Genomic DNA, 15,214 nt, shown 5'->3' with positions numbered 1-15,214 from the left:
TATCCTCTTCAGGTGATGATATAATAGAGTCAGTTCAATCAATGATCATACTTGGAGGAGAGACTGATGATACGACGACTTGATCATATCGTGTTGACTGTACAACATATGGAGGACACCATTCGCTTTTATACAAACGTATTAGGGATGAAGGAAGAAACTTTTGGTGAAGGCCGTAAAGCGCTTCGTTTTGGTTTACAGAAGATCAACCTTCATGAAGCTGGTCATGAATTTGAGCCAAAAGCAGCTCATCCTCTTCCTGGATCTCATGATTTGTGCTTTATCACCGATTTAGACATGGACAGTTTGCTGCTGCACCTCCGGAAGCAAGTGGTCCCCATTGAAGAGGGGCCGGTCAGACGCACAGGTACATTAGGTCCAATTGAATCTGTTTATATCCGTGATCCTGATCTGAATTTAATTGAAATCTCTCGATATATAGAGGAGGGTGATCCGTCATGACTCGTATATTTTTGAGACCGATTGAAGAGCAAGATTATCCTGGTATTCAAAGAGGATGCCAGCATGCAGAAACACTTTATATGACTGGCACACGCAAAACGTTCACACTAGAAGAAATTCGCTCCGCCTATACCCGCTTTTTGCAGGATGACAGCAGACGAGATTTCGCCATTTGTCTGCTAGACACGAAAGAGATGATTGGAGATGCGGCGATTGTGGACATTGATCCAATCAATCATACGGCAAGCTTCCGCATTGCGCTTCACGGGCCAGAGCATTTTCAAAAAGGCTATGGCACTGAAGCTGTTCGGATGGTTCAAGCATTTGCCTTTGACACATTAGAACTCAACCGTCTTGAGCTTGAAGTCTTTTCCCACAATCCAAGGGCCTTTCGAAGCTATGAGAAAGCCGGATTTCAATACGAAGGAAAAAGACGCCAAGCGCTCTATTTCAACGGTACATACTCAGATGTCATCATCATGGGCATCCTTCGTGAAGAATATAAAAACATGATGAATACAGATGCTCCTGCTTAAGAAGGGTCATCTTTTTTAAAAAATTGAATCCCAGTGACGATGATTAAACAAATGATGGAAGAGAGAACGATAGAGATACTCGCTAGACTAAGCACCATGCCTTCCCATCTGCCAATAAAAAAACTAACAATCAATAAAACCAAACCAAATAAAATCAAGCATATTGGGACAATGAACCCCGCATGGCGCTGCCGGCGTCTTTTCCCTGCCCACCATGAGAGACACAAGACAACGATTGTAAAAAAGGCGGTTTGCAGCCAGAACATGTGATATCAACTCCTAACCCATAACAATGGAGGTACTTCAAATGAACATTAGACCCATTGAGCAAAAAGATAACCCGTATATCGCAGCGATTATCCGCCAGTCACTAGAATCAGCGAATCTAGCGATTGAAGGAACAGCCTACACTGATCCCCAACTTGACCAGCTTTTCGAATACTATCAATCATTGACTCATGCAGCCTATTGGATTGCTGAAGAGCAGGGTGAGATTGTGGGCGGTGTAGGGATTGCTCCATTTACAAAGGGAGTATGTGAATTACAAAAGCTTTATTTAAGTCCAAAAGCACAAGGAAAAGGTGCGGGCAAAAAACTGATGGATACGGCGCTGGAATATGCCTCTGCATACTACGAAGCGTGTTATTTAGAAACCCGCCGGGAATTAACAGCAGCTATAGGCCTTTATCAGCGATATGGCTTTTCTCTTCTTTCAGAACCGCTTGAAGGCTCTGAGCATTCTGCAATGGATGCGTGGTATCTCAAAACCTTCTCATCTTGAACCATAAAACAATCGATAGGTTTTGAGCCTCTGAAAGCCTAACTTCTCTGCCAGTTTGATTGAAGCTAGGTGATGGACATCGCAATCCCAATGCGGTGTCCTCTTTTTTTCAAGACAGATGCTGATCATATGCTGAGCTGCCAGCAGCGCCAAACCTTTTCCGCGATAAGACTCATCTGTCCAAATATCTATCTCCGCACGATCCATACTTGAAAAAATAGAGACGCATTCACTGACCACGTTCTCTCCATTTAAAATGGCAATCCCGATTCCCTTTGATAGAAAACGAGCTGTTTCTCCCCAATAGGCTTCGTAATAGCTAGAAGGGAAAGCACTGCTTGCAGTCATCACCTGCTCATTTGTCCGCTCTACTCTATAGCCTGGATGAGGCTGAGTGGCATGAGAATATGCCTGTGAATAAACGTACGCATGTCTTTCCATCTCATTCAGATGTAACCCAAGACATTTTTTCATCATCGCATCAGTTAATGGATTTGCTGAAAATAAGGTGAATCGGCCGTTTTGTCTTTTCTGCCTTTCGTACACATCCACAATGAAGTCTGAACAGCGCAACAGCTCCGCTTCACTCCTTCCTGCCACATAATAAATGCCCCATGAAGCTTCGAGAAAATAAACAAGCGGATGCGCTTCATCATCTACATAAAGATGTCCTTGTATCATGCCATCCATGACCGCATCTACAAACACTGGATATGCCGGATCGATCTGTCGAATTCCTTTTTTCATTAATGGTGCCTTTTGCTGCTTCAATAGATGCACGATTTCTCCTCCTTTCCTTCCATTATAAAGAAAAAGCTGCTGACATAGAGAATTCTTTGCCAAAAAAGGGATTTTGCAGCAAAGGCGCAATTTTTTTAAAAAAGAGACCTCATTTAAAAGGTCTCTTACATTCTGGATGATATTATTCTACTGATGCTTCTTCTGTCACTTTCCCCTTCCATATCAGGGTTAAGCCTAATCCAAGAAATAAGACAACACCTGCGAATAAAAATGGGAAGTGAATATTTTGATCGAATAAAATGCCGCCAAGTGCCGGCCCGAAAATCGTACCTAGGCTTGTGTAGGTAGAGTTCATCCCTGCGACAAATCCTTGCTGGTTGCCAGCGATTTTGGATAAGAAGGTCGTTAATGCTGGACGCAATAAATCAAACGCAAGGAAAATGACACATGTCACAATCAGAACAACCAAAAAGCCTGAAACAACGGTTGAAACGAAAGCAAGGACAGCCCCGATAATCAGACATAGCTGAATGACTCTTTTTTCTCCTAGGGCATTTACCAGTTTACCAAACACAAGTACTTGGATGATGACTGCCACAATCGAGCTGACGGTAATGATCACGGCAATATCTTTTGGACCAAATCCAAACTTATGATTTGTGAACAAGCTAAAGACTGTTTCATATGCAGATAGTCCAAATGCGAGGACAAACACAATGATAAAGGCGATGAGGTAGCTTGGATGAATTGATTTTTTCAAATCTTTAAAGAAAGTCGATTCTTTCACTTCATTCATTTGCTTCTCTCGCTCTTCTTTTGTTAAAGGCTCCTTCAGCATAAACATAGACGAAATGACGGCAATAAACGCAATCCCTGCCGCAAAAAAGAATGGCAGGCGTACGCCGTATTCTGCTATAAACCCGCCAATTCCCGGGCCGATGATAAAACCGGTACTAATGGCCGCAGAGACATAGCCCATCGCCTTTGATCTTTCTTGAACGGTCGTAATATCTGCGACATATGCAGTGACAGCCGGCATAATAAATGCCGCACTAATACCGCCTAGAAGCCTTGCAACATACAGGACGTACACGTGTGTTCCAAGACCAAAAACGAGTTCTGATAACGCGAATAGAAACAGCCCAGACACAATCATAATCTTTCTTCCGTAGCGGTCTACCCATCTCCCTGCAATAGGTGATGCGATGAGCTGGGCAACGGCAAACGCCGCCACAAGGTATCCCATCGTACTCCCTGTTAGATGCATGACATTCATGAATAGCGGCATGACAGGAATAATGAGACCAATGCCTAAAAACGCAATAAATATATTACTTAATAAAATCACGAGTACTGCTTTTTGCTCACGAATCGGTTTTTGCATGATGTTTGTTTCCCCTTTACTGACTCACTTGTTACTCATGATGGTTGATTCCGTGAATAAACAATGAGATCGCCTCTTTTTGTAACTCTTTCTTCTGCTCAATGGTGTCATTTTTATATAACACGTCTAATCCATAAAAAACGGAAAGTAATATTTTCACTTTTGACTCCACATGCTGGATCGACCAGCTGCCATCTTTGTTTCCTTCAAGTAAGATATCTCTCATCACATCATCAAAATCGACATCAATCTTGTTCAGCCGCTCCATGACTTCGTCTGATGTAAAAGCACTGGCACAAAATTCCTCACTCGCTCTCATTAATGGGTAGTTAATGCCCATTTGACTGAGCATCTCTGCAAATGCAGCGAGCTTATCGACAGCCCGGTGCTGTGTTTTCTTCTCCTCATGCCACGTTTCCATCATCAAACGATGATCCTCTTCCATAATATGAAGAAACAAAAACTCTTTTCCTTTGAAATGATGATAGAGATTGCCTTTACTCACCTCAGCAGCCTCTAAAATATCGCGCACGGATGTTTCTGAATATCCTTTTTTCGCAAATAAATCACGAGAAGCGGTGACGATTTTTTGCTTCGTCTTCTCACTCTTTCCAGCCCCGCTTTGTGTACTTGTCATGTGTCACAATCCCTTTCTACCCTGCATTTCTTCATACGGACAAAATAAAACCGACCAGTTGGTTTATTTTTTTATTATAAATGGATTTTTATCATAATACAATGAAAAAGGCATTGACTTCATAAGGAGTGATTCATGTGAAAACAAACAGAACAGTCATTTGCGCTATCACCAAAAAGGACTTATACGTATTTTTCTTCTGCGACCTTTTCATGGCTACTTTGGCGTACTACGTGTTCAAATTCAAGCCAACGACATTTTATGAATGTGCGGGAATCATGGGAAGTATTCTTTGTCCCTTTTTGATGAAAAAGTGGATATACCCGTGATCTCCCTTTCAAGTATATCCGTCATTCATTTAACTTTTCTTTATATTTAACTTCACTTAAATATAAAGATTGCCTATAATAAAAGAGAGGTGATGTCATTGGATGAGGAAATCATTCATTACGGTAAAAAGATCATTGAATACTCGAATGCACTAGGCTCAATTTATGTAGAAGAGTATCAGCGATTTTTAAAACATGAGTATGCAGATTTATCAGCCAAACAAGAGCTGACACTTGAGCTATTGCGCACGAAAACGAGAACAATCAATGAATTAGCTGATTACTTTTCGATTTCTGCCAGCGCAGCTAGCCAGCTTGTATCAAAGCTTGAGAAGCTCGGCTATGTCAAACGAGAAATTAATCCACATAACCGAAGAGAAATCATTGTTGATTTTGCTCAAAAGGGCCATGACTATCACAAGAATACGGAAGACATTCAACTGCACCTTATACAAAAATATTATGCAAAGCTTCCAAAAGAAGATTTAAAAACATTACTATCTCTATACGAAAAAATCTATCAGATTGCAAAAGAAGCGCCTTAATACGGTGTTTCTCTCATCAACATTTAAGTTATCTAAACTATTAAGGGGATGAAAATATGCAAAGCATTCATTTACAAGATGGCCGGTACGTTGGTTTGACTCAATACGGTGATCTTGAGGGGTTTCCAGTATTCTTTTTTCATGGGACACCTGGATCAAGAGTGATGTTTTTAGATGATGATCCAATCTCTCAAGAACTCGGCATTCGTCTCATCTGTGTTGATCGACCTGGATTTGGTTTATCTACCCCTCTACCTGACCGTACAATTTTAGACTGGGCAAAAGACGTGCTGGAAGTGGCAGATGATCTTGGTATTCAACATTTTTCAGTGATGGGTGTATCTGGAGGCGGCGCATTCGCTGCTGGTTGTGCCTATCAATTGCCGGAGCACGTCCTTTCAGCTGCACTGATCTCAAGTACAACCCCTTTTCAGAACGGGAAACCGCCTAAAAGTATGCTGAAAGAAAACAAATTGGCTTTTTTCCTTAGTAAGAAGTTTCCTTGGCTATTGAAAGCAAGCTATCGTTCCCAGAAGAAAATGATTGAGAACAAACCAGAGAAATTTAAGAAGCTGGCCAAAAACGGGAACAAGCATTTACATCCGTGGGATCGGCAATTCCTTCAAACCGATGAGCAGTTAGAGATGATGATGACACATTTACACGAAGCGACTCGTCAATCGGTGGATGAATGTATTCGTGAACCCATTTTACTCTCGAAACCATGGGCATTCGATATGAAAGATATTCAAATTCCTGTTGATGTCTGGCACGGAAAAGAAGATACAATGGCTCCATTTGTAGAAATAGAAAAAATAGCTCAGGCGATTCCAAACGTCAAAACCCATTATATAGATCAAGCAGGGCACTTTCTTATTGATGTAGACGATATTTGGCGACATATTTTACTCTCTTTAAAGGAGCGTGCTGAACATCAGGAACATGCATAAAAAAAGACCCAATATGCCTCGGGTCTTTTTCTTCATTAATATTGTTCATAATACCTCTGCACTTTATCTGGATCTTTTGTCTTCGTTAGTGCCAGCATGAGCAGAATACGTGCTTTTTGCGGGTTTAATGAATCAGACGACACAAAGTGATGTTCATCATCCGTTTTTTCGTGGGTGACAATCCCATTACCTGTACGGCTTGATCGCACGAGAACCACATCTTTTTTCACTGCATCTGCTGCTCCTTTGATGGCTTCTGTTGACATCGTTCCATTTCCTGCTGCGGCTACAACAATCCCTTTCGCACCTGCTTTTACTGCTGCATCATACATATATTTTTGATCATTTTGATAGCCGTATAAAATATCGACTTGTGGCAATTCTTTTATCTTCGATACATCAAAATCGCTTTCAGTTGTATGTTTTCTTGTCGGTTCGTTATAAAAGGACACCACTTCACCAGTAACTACTCCGATGTATCCTTGCTCAAGTGACTTGAAGGCATCGGTTGTGGTCGTGTTTGCTTTCGTAATAAATCGAGCCGAAGCAATTCGATCATTTAATGTGACCATGACCCCCTTACCCTTTGCTTCTTTGGTGGATGCAATTTTCACCGCATGATACAAGTTAAGCGGGCCATCTGCACTGATAGCCGATGCCGGTCTCATTGAGCCAACGACCACAACAGGCTTATCACTTTTGACAACCAGATGTAAAAAGTAAGCTGTTTCTTCAAGTGTATCTGTTCCATGCGTGATGACAATGCCATCTACTTGATCATCTTTTAATAGTTCATTCACTCGCTTGGCTAATTTTAAAAGAAGAGCATCATCAACATTTTCACTTCCAACATTCGCTACCTGCTCACCCGTGACATTTGCAATATCCTTCAGCTGTGGAACTGAAGCGATGACTTTATCGATGCCAAGTGCACCAGATTTATAGCCCGTCGTATCTGTATCACTGTCTGAACTGCCAGCAATCGTCCCCCCTGTGGCTAATACCTTAATATTTGATAAGGACTTATTCCCTGTTTCAACTGCTTTGTTTTTCTCTTTTGTTTCATTGGATACGTTTTCTTTTTCGCTTTGAGTATTCTCTTGAGTGCCTGTGTTCGCACAGGCTGCTGTCACCAGTAATAAAACAGAAAGAAGGACAGCACCTAACCATTTTGTCATGTTCATTGGATCATCTCTTTTCCTCATTTGATGGATTTCATGGCTAAATCTCTTTCTATAGGCTTTACTTTATACCATACCTTCATTCATCGACATGAGGCCAAAGATATAGAACCAAATAAAGGTAAAAAGGGCGTTATATTAATGATTTATTCAATTCTTATTACCTAATTTTGCTGTAATTAAGTTGAGTATTGAAGGTGGCGTATTTTAAAAATAACCGACGCTTGATAATGAATTTATGATAAAATATAGTAAATTTTACAAAAAAGGAGTATACATTTTGCATTCGCTTCAACCCTTTTACAAAATCCTAATCACACTATTCATCAGCTCTATTTTACTCGGCTTGTTTGTCTGCTTATTTCCACCTATTCAAGCTGAGCCTGCGTTTCTGATATTTTATATTCCTATCTTTTTTGTTTTTTATTTCGTCTTTGCGGTTCCTTTGCAGTTATTGTTTTCTTTGCAGCCAAAGGCTTTCCATCCTCTTTATTTAGCTGCGTATTTACTGATAGCAATGGTTGTTATGCTCTTTTTTATTGATGGAATTGGGAGTAAGGCGTCTTTACCCATCATCATCATGAGCAGTCTTATCTACTGGACTTGTGATTCTTTGTTTTATCAAAGAATGCATGAAAAAAACACCTAACGCGAAGGTGTTTTTTTCATTAGTTTCTTTAAAGCATTTTTCTCATCTAATCGGTATCCATTTTGAGCGATCTTCCTAGGACGTACAAAATCCTGTTCTGTATAGTAATGAAGGGCAATTTTGTGATGCTTCATCGCCTTCACTTGTTACATTCCTCCTATGCTTGACCACACAGTCAATCACACCATAAAAAAATCACTGAGGATATCTCCCTCAGTGATGGAATCTTTATTTCATAACTGTACCAGCATGTGAAAAGATCGGATCTTTTAATTCAAATTCGAATGTCTTTCCGTCCACAATACCGACTGTTTTTTCACTGTCATAAAGCTCAAGCATACAAGCTGCCATTTCTTTTGATGTATGATATTTCTTGAAATTGCCTTCATATTCAAATTCGTCTACATCCAATGAACGCTTTGCAAATTCTGATTCTGTCGCAGATGGCGCTAATACTTTTGCCTGTAATTTGGCTCCTTTTCCTTTCAACTCTAGGGCCAGCCCTTCTGTAAAGGCGCTCACGTAAAACTTCGTTGCTGAATAGGTGACCGCATTGCCAACGACTGTATAGCCTGCTCGTGAAGAAATGTTAATGAGCTGAGCCCCCTCTACTTGCTCATAATCACGAACAAATAAGGTGGATAGAATCGTTAATGCTTCGATATTCAGATGAAGCATATTCCCAATTTTACTTAAATCTTGTTCTCCTATAGAGCCAAAGTGGCCAAACCCTGCATTATTAATGAACGTATCCAGCTCATAATCTGACAATGACTCATAAAATGAATACACTTGCTCTATGTTTGTTAAATCGACTGACTGTATGACTACTTTGATATCGGGATATTGATCATGAATCTTCTTCTTCAATTCTTGGAGTTTATCGAGCCGGCGTGCAGCTAATATAAGATTTTTCCCTCTTGCTGCAAAGGCGAGAGCCGCCTCATATCCAATACCTGAGCTTGCTCCTGTAATGACTGTATAGCCCATTTTATATCCCCCTATTCGCGTCTTCTAACTGGTTAAATTATAACGACAGCGTTTCGCTCAAGTCAATTTTGAAGAGAGTCAAATGATGGCATTATGTCTAACTTACATACAACTCCGCAGTCACTTCCTTTTGAATCATTTTGGAGGATGTCATGTTGAAATTTTTTGTTCATTTTTGAAAAACCAATTGGTAGGAATGTTCAATTAACTCCTCTACAAATGTCTGCATCAAGGTAAATGGAATTCCAATGAGTCTTATTCATATAGTAGCCAGGGATAATTCCTTGAGGAAAGATATCTGACCCTTTTTACATTCACTTTTCTTTTTCAGAAATAGTAATAAAAGCACAGGCCCATTGTCTCCTGTGCTTTTGAATCACTCTACTTTTCTTATTCAAACGCCTTCTTTAATTGATCCCCCATCAGATGCCAAGCTTCTTCAGCTATGGCTAAATCTCCCACATGCGTGAAGCCGTGAGGAACTCCTTTAAATTGTTTGTACGTGACGTCTACCCCAGCTTCTTTTAATTTGGCAGCATATTGCTCGGCTTCTTCAGCTAGCGAATCCCTCTCTGCTGTGATGACGAGAGCTGGAGGCATTTGTGCTAAGGATGAACGATCTGCAAAAACCGGAGAAACGAGCGGATTGTGCGGATCTTGGCCTTGCAGATAGAAGGAATTAAAGAGTCTCGCCAATTCAACTGGAATCGCTTCTTCAAACGCTGGCTTTTGTGCTGGATCAGTGGCCAGATCAAGTGGCGGATAATCAAGCACTTGATAGGCAATTGGGAGTGTATTTCCTTTTTGAATATTCAGTAGACAAGCAGCCGTTGCCAGATTTCCTCCTGCACTATGTCCACCAATAGCTAATGCATTCCGATCGATTTGAAGTTCATCAGGGTGTTCATACAGCCACTTCAGTACATCGTAGCATTCATGGAGAGCGGCTGGGAAAGGGTGCTCAGGAGCAAGCTGATACTCGACATTGACCACGATACATTGCGCCCGGTCTGCAATGACTGGACACCATGGATTATCCATTTCAGCACTGCCCATGATAAATCCGCCGCCATGTAAATTCACAAAAACAGGAAGCGGCTGCTTTGATGTGTTCACTGGCTTAAACACCCACACCTTTGTTTCGCCAGCACTTGTTGGAATGTCATATTCCATTTTGTTCACATCAGGAGGATTTACTGGCTTTAGTTCCGATTGACTCGCTAATGAACCTTCAGATGGCTGGCGTAATGAAGCAGCGATTTTGATTTGTTCTTCTAAGTTCATGATCTCAGACTCCTATCTTATTCATTTCTTAGTTACTCATTCGTTTCCTTTTCCTCTTTTCCTCCTACTAAACCAGCAACAAATTTTCAATGTTCATTTTTTAACTATCTCCCCGTTTTCACTCTCTTTGAAACAAGCATTGAGCAAATAAAAAAGCACTGCGGCGCTATGTCCACAGTGCTTTTCATTTCTCTTATGATACTTGCTGTTCTACCTTCACTCGTTTAATGAAGAAGGCAATAATCAAACCGATGATCGTCATGATCACTGCAAAGATAAATGCATGCTGGACGCCATTTGTAAAGGCGAGCAGCTGATTCATCGGATTTGCGGGATCAGACACATTTTCCATAAAGCTGCGGGCTCCTGATGAAAGGATCGAGATACCGATCGCAGTACCAATGGCTCCTGCCACCTGCTGCAATGTATTCATAATCGCTGTACCATGCGGATATAGCTCTGGCGGCAGCTGATTCAATCCATTTGTTTGAGCAGGCATCATGATCATCGCGATTCCGATCATTAATGTAATATGAAGGGTTACAATGAATCCAATCGACGTATTCACACCTAGATTCGTAAAGCCAAACATCGTCGCTGCGACAATGACAAGACCTGGAATGACAAGCCATTTTGGACCAAACTTATCAAATAGACCACCCATGATTGGGGATAGCAGTCCGTTGATAATTCCACCTGGCAATAGCATTAAACCTGCTGTAAATGTAGAAAGCGCCAAGGACGTTTGCAGATACAATGGCAAAATCATCATAGCAGACAGCATCACCATCATACACACTAAAATCAAAAGTAACCCAATGACAAACATCGGATATTTAAACGGGCTTAAGTTCAGCATTGGTTCTTTCATGTTCAACTGTCTTAAGGAGAACACGAGAATCCCTATGACACCAACTACAATTGCCACGATGACATGCATACTGCTCCAGCCGCCGCCTTCTCCGGCACTGCTAAAGCCATACACAATTCCGCCGAAACCAATGGTTGAAAGCACAATTGATAAGATATCGATTTTCGGTCTTGTTGGTTCTGTAATATTTTGCATAAAGATATAACCAAATACGAGTGCAGCAATTAATAAAGGAAGTGAAATCCAGAAAATCCAATGCCACGTCAGCGATTTCAGAATAAGACCAGAGACGGTTGGACCGACAGCTGGTGCAAACATGATCACAAGACCAATAATCCCCATCGATCTGCCTCGTTTATGAGGCGGGATGATGACCAAAATCGTATTAAACATCAACGGCAGAAGCAATGCTGTGCCGACTGCCTGCACGACACGTGCTACCATTAAAATACTAAAGACCGGCGCAACCGCTGCAATAAATGTTCCGATGATTGAAAAGACGAGCGATGTAATGAAAAGCTGTCTTGTCGTAAACCATTGAAGAATGAGTCCTGAAATCGGTACGAGAATACCAAGTGTTAATAAATATCCTGTTGTCAACCACTGAGCAGTCGTCGCTTCAATTCCAAAGTCTAACGTTAAACTTCTCAGCGCCATGTTTAATGCCGTTTCACTGAACAGGCCAATAAATCCAGCTGTGATAAAAGAAATAATAATGGGCAGCGTTCGAATTTCAGAAGCTGCTGCTTTCTGTTTGTTCATATTAAGTTGGCTCCTTTTCTTTTTCAATTTAGATGAACCTTAGGAAGTCAGGGTGGTCAGAAATGAGCCACTTTCATGTCTATTGAAAGACGGATAAAATCTGTTTTTCTGCAGCAAATTGAGCAATTTTTTCGATTGAATAGCCAGATTCATGTATATAAAACATGAGCTCAGGCGTCATTGGAGAGGACATACATAACGTTGTCAGTTCTATATCCTGTATGTTCGCTTCTCCCTTTTCTCTCGCTTCTTCAAGCAAATCACGAATGATTTGTCTAAGTGATTGACTGTAATGACTCTCATACACTTTACTTGTCTGCTCTAAATTCCCAGAGATTGTGAGCATTCGAATCCAGTCTAAATGGTGACCGACGATCAGATGAATTTCTTCGAGAACGTAGCGCAAACGTTCACGGACCGGCTGATCACTTATTTTGCTCAAGTAAAGATGCAAAGCTGGGATCAGCTGTTCAAATCTCTCCCCAAGGATAGAAAGGCACAAATCACTTTTATTGGCGTAGCGGCGGTATAAAGTGCCCTGCCCAACACCAGCTGTTTTCGCAATTTTATGCATGCTGACATTTTCTACACCAAATTCTTGAAACAAGGAGAATGCGATCTCTTCAATTTCCTCCCCAATATCCTTTTCCACCATGCTCACCTTCTTTACCTTCATCCACATGACACTTATCTCTATGTGTTAAATCAAATTTCTTTGCTTCTCTTTAGGACAATTGTAACGGTATTATCTTACGGACAACTGTCCGCTTTGTCAATCATTCTTTTTTAATCGATATCATTTGACTGTATTTCTAAGTGTAACTATAATAGTTACATCAAACAATAGAGGTGATCTCATTGAATACATTCCTATTCGTTCATGGTGCATTTCAAGGTGGCTGGTGCTGGGACCAAATAACACCTGCTCTTCAACAAAAAGGTCATAAAGTAGTTGCTATTGATTTACCTGGCAGCGGCGAAGATGTTACGCCTCCACAGGACGTATCACTAAAAAGCTATGTAAAAAAAGTTGTTTCAACAATTGACAAAATAGACCAGCCTGTCATTTTAGTAGGACACAGTATGAGCGGAATGGTCATATCACAAGCAGCAGAGGAAATACCAGAGAAGATCAAAAAACTTGTATACGTCTGCGCCTTTGTCCCAGAGAATGGACAAGCCGTCAGTGATATTGCATCAGGTGGTCCTAAAGCAACGTTGAACGAAAAGGATCAGACCCTTACATTAATAGAAGAATTCATTGCAGAGGATATGCTCAACGAAAGTTCGGAGGAAGATCTGCGATTGTTCAAAAGGAATATACGCCCACAGCCTGTTCAGCCTTTTGAAGATAAGGTCTCTCTAACAAATATACGCTTTGGACATGTGCCTAGCGTATATATTGAAACAACAAAAGACCGCTCCATTCCGATTGACTTGCAAAGACAGATGTATGCCACTAGATCTTTTGAACGTATTTATACCCTTGATGCTGATCATTTTCCGTTCTATTCTAGGAAAAAAGAACTCGTGGGCTGTTTATTAGATATTGCAGCTACAGAAAAATAGTAAACAGCATACGAAAAGATTTTTTCGGTAGCTGATCAAAAAAGAAAACACATATATAAAGGATTAAAAACCCAACCATCACTACTGGTGTTTTTGATCCTTTTCTATTGATACTTCATTTCCCAAGAATAAGGGAAGATTCTAGCAACCTCTCCTGCTTAATATCAGAAATTAGACCGATTTTCCATTTTATCAGAATCATGTATGATCTATTAAGAAAGCGCTTCCAAAAAGGAGAGGAGAATGCTTATATGTCTTATCATGTAAAACGAATGTTGATGCTGGTTGTCACTGGATTAGTCTTGAGTTTATCCACATTTACTGCGGGTGCCTCGGCACAAACGGGTGGATCGTTTTATGAACCTTTTAACAACTATAATACGGGGTTATGGCAAAAAGCCGATGGATACTCGAATGGAAACATGTTTAACTGTACGTGGCGTGCAAATAACGTGTCGATGACCTCATCAGGTGAAATGCGTTTATCACTCACAAGTCCTGCCTATAACAAGTTTGACTGCGGAGAAAACCGCTCCGTTCAAACGTACGGCTATGGGCTATATGAAGTCAACATGAAGCCAGCCAAAAATGTGGGGATCGTCTCTTCTTTCTTCACTTATACGGGACCGACTGATGGCACGCCTTGGGATGAGATTGACATTGAATTTCTAGGAAAAGATACGACAAAGGTACAGTTTAACTACTATACCAATGGTGTAGGAAATCATGAAAAGATCGTCAACCTTGGTTTCGATGCAGCGAACTCTTATCACACGTATGCATTTGACTGGCAGCCAAACTCTATCAAATGGTATGTCGATGGACAATTAAAACATACCGCCACCACTCAAATTCCTCAAACACCAGGGAAAATTATGATGAACCTGTGGAATGGTGCAGGTGTCGATGAATGGCTCGGCTCCTACAACGGTGTTACCCCGCTCCACGCACATTATAACTGGGTGCGTTACACAAAAAGATAACTCTATCAAAAAAACCTGTGACTTGTCACAGGTTTTTCTTCGTTTAATTAGAATGAGTTTTCAGCTGATGAGCGAGTTTTTTCTCATGATTGTGGATAATATCTTCATAACTTTCTATTTTGAAATCCAACCGTTTAATGGTCTCTTCGATTTCCTTTTGTTTTTGGACGAGTCTTTCTCGTTCATTGACCAAAATGTTTTTTCGCGAAGATAACGTATGATCATCATCCTCAAAAAATAAGGCTGTATATTCTCTAAGCGCATCAATCGAGAGCCCTGCATTTCTCATACACTTGATAAATTCAATCCATTGAAGATCATCCTCTGTATAATCACGAATCCCATGATCGTCACGTTTGATTTCCCTAATCAAACCAATATTTTCGTAATATCTAAGTGTCGCAGTGGATAAATCGAGCTGTTTTGCTGCTTGTGCTATTTTCATTGTACTCTCCTTCTTTCTCTTACCTTCCGATCTCCCTTTCCTCATCATCTCCATTTTGAAAAAGAAAGCAAGATGCTTTTGGCTCAATTCTTTTATTAAAAGCCTGAAGAGGGTT

General features: G+C 40.8%; 18 protein-coding genes. 7 read left to right on the top strand and 11 right to left on the bottom strand.

The window, feature by feature from the left end; all coding sequences use genetic code 11:
• Positions 1–66: 66 nt before the first annotated feature.
• Both NSU11_RS02900 and NSU11_RS02895 read left to right on the top strand, forming a co-directional pair.
• On the top strand, positions 67–462 hold the full coding sequence (locus NSU11_RS02900; RefSeq protein ID WP_024425420.1) for a VOC family protein: 396 nt from the start codon (positions 67–69) through the stop codon (positions 460–462).
• The gene (locus NSU11_RS02895; protein WP_024427798.1) at positions 459–998 is read left to right on the top strand and encodes a GNAT family protein; all 540 of its coding nucleotides are present in this window, start codon (positions 459–461) and stop codon (positions 996–998) included. Before NSU11_RS02900 ends, NSU11_RS02895 begins: the two co-directional genes overlap by 4 nt.
• Here the strand turns inward: NSU11_RS02895 and NSU11_RS02890 are convergent.
• Positions 995–1,264, bottom strand: coding sequence for a YesK-like family protein (locus tag NSU11_RS02890; protein WP_024425418.1), 270 nt, complete (start codon positions 1,262–1,264; stop codon positions 995–997). The two genes, NSU11_RS02895 and NSU11_RS02890, sit on opposite strands and share 4 nt — an antisense overlap.
• A 41-nt stretch (positions 1,265–1,305) precedes the next feature.
• Here NSU11_RS02890 and NSU11_RS02885 point away from each other — a divergent pair, with 41 nt between their 5' ends.
• Positions 1,306–1,779, top strand: a complete 474-nt coding sequence (locus tag NSU11_RS02885) for a GNAT family N-acetyltransferase (RefSeq protein ID WP_025093555.1) — start codon at positions 1,306–1,308, stop codon at positions 1,777–1,779.
• On the opposite strand, the gene NSU11_RS02880 is transcribed toward NSU11_RS02885, so the two are convergent.
• The 3 genes from NSU11_RS02880 to NSU11_RS02870 all read right to left on the bottom strand — a co-directional run bounded on the left by NSU11_RS02880 (position 1,771) and on the right by NSU11_RS02870 (position 4,541).
• A complete protein-coding gene (locus tag NSU11_RS02880; protein ID WP_311165069.1) occupies positions 1,771–2,559 on the bottom strand; it encodes a GNAT family N-acetyltransferase in 789 nt (262 codons plus the stop codon). The genes NSU11_RS02885 and NSU11_RS02880 overlap by 9 nt on opposite strands.
• Before the next feature lie 142 nt (positions 2,560–2,701).
• Positions 2,702–3,904, bottom strand: coding sequence for an MFS transporter (locus NSU11_RS02875; protein ID WP_248351604.1), 1,203 nt, complete (start codon positions 3,902–3,904; stop codon positions 2,702–2,704).
• Positions 3,905–3,935: 31 nt separating this feature from the next.
• Positions 3,936–4,541: a TetR/AcrR family transcriptional regulator gene (locus NSU11_RS02870; RefSeq protein WP_024427803.1), complete on the bottom strand. Its 606-nt coding sequence runs from the start codon at positions 4,539–4,541 to the stop codon at positions 3,936–3,938.
• 421 nt (positions 4,542–4,962) lie between these two features.
• Here NSU11_RS02870 and NSU11_RS02865 point away from each other — a divergent pair, with 421 nt between their 5' ends.
• Both NSU11_RS02865 and NSU11_RS02860 read left to right on the top strand, forming a co-directional pair.
• Positions 4,963–5,415 carry a helix-turn-helix domain-containing protein gene (locus NSU11_RS02865; protein WP_025093559.1) on the top strand — a complete coding sequence of 151 codons (453 nt, stop codon included), beginning with the start codon at positions 4,963–4,965 and terminating at the stop codon, positions 5,413–5,415.
• Positions 5,416–5,471: 56 nt separating this feature from the next.
• A complete protein-coding gene (locus NSU11_RS02860; RefSeq protein ID WP_311165068.1) occupies positions 5,472–6,365 on the top strand; it encodes an alpha/beta hydrolase in 894 nt (297 codons plus the stop codon).
• 35 nt (positions 6,366–6,400) lie between these two features.
• Here NSU11_RS02860 and NSU11_RS02855 read toward each other — a convergent pair whose 3' ends face one another.
• From NSU11_RS02855 to NSU11_RS02830, 6 genes are all read right to left on the bottom strand, one after another.
• Positions 6,401–7,549, bottom strand: a complete 1,149-nt coding sequence (locus NSU11_RS02855; RefSeq protein WP_044335118.1) for a type II asparaginase — start codon at positions 7,547–7,549, stop codon at positions 6,401–6,403.
• Between the two features lie 642 nt (positions 7,550–8,191).
• The gene (locus NSU11_RS02850; protein ID WP_180992606.1) at positions 8,192–8,338 is read right to left on the bottom strand and encodes a hypothetical protein; all 147 of its coding nucleotides are present in this window, start codon (positions 8,336–8,338) and stop codon (positions 8,192–8,194) included.
• An 85-nt stretch (positions 8,339–8,423) separates the two neighbouring features.
• Positions 8,424–9,185: an SDR family NAD(P)-dependent oxidoreductase gene (locus NSU11_RS02845; RefSeq protein ID WP_185854125.1), complete on the bottom strand. Its 762-nt coding sequence runs from the start codon at positions 9,183–9,185 to the stop codon at positions 8,424–8,426.
• 390 nt (positions 9,186–9,575) lie between these two features.
• Positions 9,576–10,469, bottom strand: coding sequence for an alpha/beta hydrolase (locus NSU11_RS02840; protein ID WP_311165067.1), 894 nt, complete (start codon positions 10,467–10,469; stop codon positions 9,576–9,578).
• A 193-nt stretch (positions 10,470–10,662) separates the two neighbouring features.
• Positions 10,663–12,102: a DHA2 family efflux MFS transporter permease subunit gene (locus NSU11_RS02835; RefSeq protein WP_342493786.1), complete on the bottom strand. Its 1,440-nt coding sequence runs from the start codon at positions 12,100–12,102 to the stop codon at positions 10,663–10,665.
• 79 nt (positions 12,103–12,181) lie between these two features.
• The gene (locus NSU11_RS02830; RefSeq protein WP_024425406.1) at positions 12,182–12,754 is read right to left on the bottom strand and encodes a TetR/AcrR family transcriptional regulator; all 573 of its coding nucleotides are present in this window, start codon (positions 12,752–12,754) and stop codon (positions 12,182–12,184) included.
• A gap of 206 nt (positions 12,755–12,960) precedes the next feature.
• Between NSU11_RS02830 and NSU11_RS02825 the strand changes: the two genes are divergently transcribed.
• A complete protein-coding gene (locus tag NSU11_RS02825; protein ID WP_122631438.1) occupies positions 12,961–13,671 on the top strand; it encodes an alpha/beta fold hydrolase in 711 nt (236 codons plus the stop codon).
• Positions 13,672–13,922: 251 nt separating this feature from the next.
• Positions 13,923–14,654: a glycoside hydrolase family 16 protein gene (locus NSU11_RS02820; RefSeq protein ID WP_122631439.1), complete on the top strand. Its 732-nt coding sequence runs from the start codon at positions 13,923–13,925 to the stop codon at positions 14,652–14,654.
• A gap of 43 nt (positions 14,655–14,697) precedes the next feature.
• On the opposite strand, the gene NSU11_RS02815 is transcribed toward NSU11_RS02820, so the two are convergent.
• Positions 14,698–15,099 carry a MerR family transcriptional regulator gene (locus tag NSU11_RS02815; RefSeq protein ID WP_008346757.1) on the bottom strand — a complete coding sequence of 134 codons (402 nt, stop codon included), beginning with the start codon at positions 15,097–15,099 and terminating at the stop codon, positions 14,698–14,700.
• Positions 15,100–15,214 lie beyond the last annotated feature (115 nt).

It is taken from the genome of Bacillus sp. FSL R5-0712 (genome assembly GCF_038593285.1).
Classification (GTDB): domain Bacteria; phylum Bacillota; class Bacilli; order Bacillales; family Bacillaceae; genus Bacillus; species Bacillus safensis.
This window is presented reverse-complemented; position numbering and strand designations above follow the sequence as displayed.

What these genes read in the sequence shown, in the direction of transcription:
- NSU11_RS02820 (WP_122631439.1), top strand. Translation starts at nt 13,923, where the DNA reads ATGTCTTATCATGTAAAACGAATGTTGATGCTGGTTGTCACTGGATTA.
- NSU11_RS02875 (WP_248351604.1), bottom strand. Translation starts at nt 3,904, where the DNA reads ATGCAAAAACCGATTCGTGAGCAAAAAGCAGTACTCGTGATTTTATTA.
- NSU11_RS02835 (WP_342493786.1), bottom strand. Translation starts at nt 12,102, where the DNA reads ATGAACAAACAGAAAGCAGCAGCTTCTGAAATTCGAACGCTGCCCATT.
- NSU11_RS02890 (WP_024425418.1), bottom strand. Translation starts at nt 1,264, where the DNA reads ATGTTCTGGCTGCAAACCGCCTTTTTTACAATCGTTGTCTTGTGTCTC.
- NSU11_RS02885 (WP_025093555.1), top strand. Translation starts at nt 1,306, where the DNA reads ATGAACATTAGACCCATTGAGCAAAAAGATAACCCGTATATCGCAGCG.
- NSU11_RS02900 (WP_024425420.1), top strand. Translation starts at nt 67, where the DNA reads ATGATACGACGACTTGATCATATCGTGTTGACTGTACAACATATGGAG.
- NSU11_RS02865 (WP_025093559.1), top strand. Translation starts at nt 4,963, where the DNA reads ATGTCATTGGATGAGGAAATCATTCATTACGGTAAAAAGATCATTGAA.
- NSU11_RS02840 (WP_311165067.1), bottom strand. Translation starts at nt 10,469, where the DNA reads ATGAACTTAGAAGAACAAATCAAAATCGCTGCTTCATTACGCCAGCCA.
- NSU11_RS02860 (WP_311165068.1), top strand. Translation starts at nt 5,472, where the DNA reads ATGCAAAGCATTCATTTACAAGATGGCCGGTACGTTGGTTTGACTCAA.
- NSU11_RS02870 (WP_024427803.1), bottom strand. Translation starts at nt 4,541, where the DNA reads ATGACAAGTACACAAAGCGGGGCTGGAAAGAGTGAGAAGACGAAGCAA.
- NSU11_RS02855 (WP_044335118.1), bottom strand. Translation starts at nt 7,549, where the DNA reads ATGAACATGACAAAATGGTTAGGTGCTGTCCTTCTTTCTGTTTTATTA.
- NSU11_RS02845 (WP_185854125.1), bottom strand. Translation starts at nt 9,185, where the DNA reads ATGGGCTATACAGTCATTACAGGAGCAAGCTCAGGTATTGGATATGAG.
- NSU11_RS02815 (WP_008346757.1), bottom strand. Translation starts at nt 15,099, where the DNA reads ATGAAAATAGCACAAGCAGCAAAACAGCTCGATTTATCCACTGCGACA.
- NSU11_RS02895 (WP_024427798.1), top strand. Translation starts at nt 459, where the DNA reads ATGACTCGTATATTTTTGAGACCGATTGAAGAGCAAGATTATCCTGGT.